This is a genomic window from Brevibacterium sp. AGC70, assembly GCF_057334195.1.
In genome coordinates, this window is the sequence record NZ_JBHFIH010000009.1 from 281,986 (window position 1) to 282,944 (window position 959).

Below are 959 nucleotides of genomic sequence, written 5' to 3' on the forward strand. Positions count from 1 at the left end.
GCCGGCCTCAGTGTGTGTTGGGACGGATGCTGGCTACTTGTCTGAGCCGATCTGTTTGAGAACGGTGTCCGCGACCTCACGCATGGTCAGGCGACGATCCATCGAAGTCTTCTGGATCCAACGGAAGGCCTCGGGCTCACTCAGACCCATCGAGGTCTGGAGCAGGCTCTTCGCGCGTTCGACGACCTTGCGGGTTTCGAAGCGTTCGGTCAGATCGGAGATCTCGCTCTCTAGTGAGCTGATCTCTGCATGACGCGACAAGGCGATCTCGAGGGCCGGAATGAGGTCCGCAGCGGTGAAGGGCTTGACCACGTAGGCCATTGCTCCCGCATCACGAGCTCGCTCGACGAGCTCCTTCTGCGAAAAGGCCGTCAGCAGGACCACCGGAGCGATGCGCGCCTTGGCGATCCTCTCTGCTGCGGAGATTCCGTCGAGGATGGGCATCTTGATGTCCATCACGACGAGATCGGGGCGCAGCTCTTCGGCCAGGCGGATTGCGGATTCGCCGTCTGCGGCTTCGCCGACGACGTCGTATCCGACCTCGCGCAGCATCTCGACGATATCGAGACGAATCACGGCCTCGTCTTCCGCCACTACGACGCGGCGAACCGGCACGGACTCATCTGAAGTTGGTTGTTCGCTGTTTGAAAGCACGGCACCAGTCTAAACCAGGCCCACGCGCGCACCGACGTCGGTGTCCAAGTTTCTTCTGTGATGGTAACCACCCGTGTGATGGTCACCACCGCCGCCGATTGTGCAATCACCGAGAAGCTGTCGTAAACTCAACCCTGTCGCGGATTCGCTCCACGACCAAGCCGGATTGGCGGAATTGGTAGACGCGGTGCACTCAAAATGCATTGTCGAGAGACGTGTGGGTTCGAGTCCCACATCCGGTACTTACCCCAGGCAGTCACCGGACTGCCACAGGGCACCAAGCAGCAGTGGAGGGGGGGGGGGGG

The 959-nt window shown here is 61.0% G+C and carries 1 protein-coding gene and 1 tRNA gene; one reads left to right on the forward strand and one right to left on the reverse strand.

Translation table 11 applies throughout. From position 1 onward, the window contains the following. Nucleotides 1-33: 33 nt before the first annotated feature. Nucleotides 34-654 (reverse strand): ANTAR domain-containing response regulator, encoded by a 621-nt coding sequence (locus tag ACE03M_RS06770; RefSeq protein ID WP_374701013.1) that lies wholly within the window; start codon nt 652-654, stop codon nt 34-36. A gap of 160 nt (nt 655-814) precedes the next feature. Here ACE03M_RS06770 and ACE03M_RS06775 point away from each other — a divergent pair. Then, a tRNA-Leu gene (locus ACE03M_RS06775) sits at nt 815-896 on the forward strand. Nucleotides 897-959 lie beyond the last annotated feature (63 nt).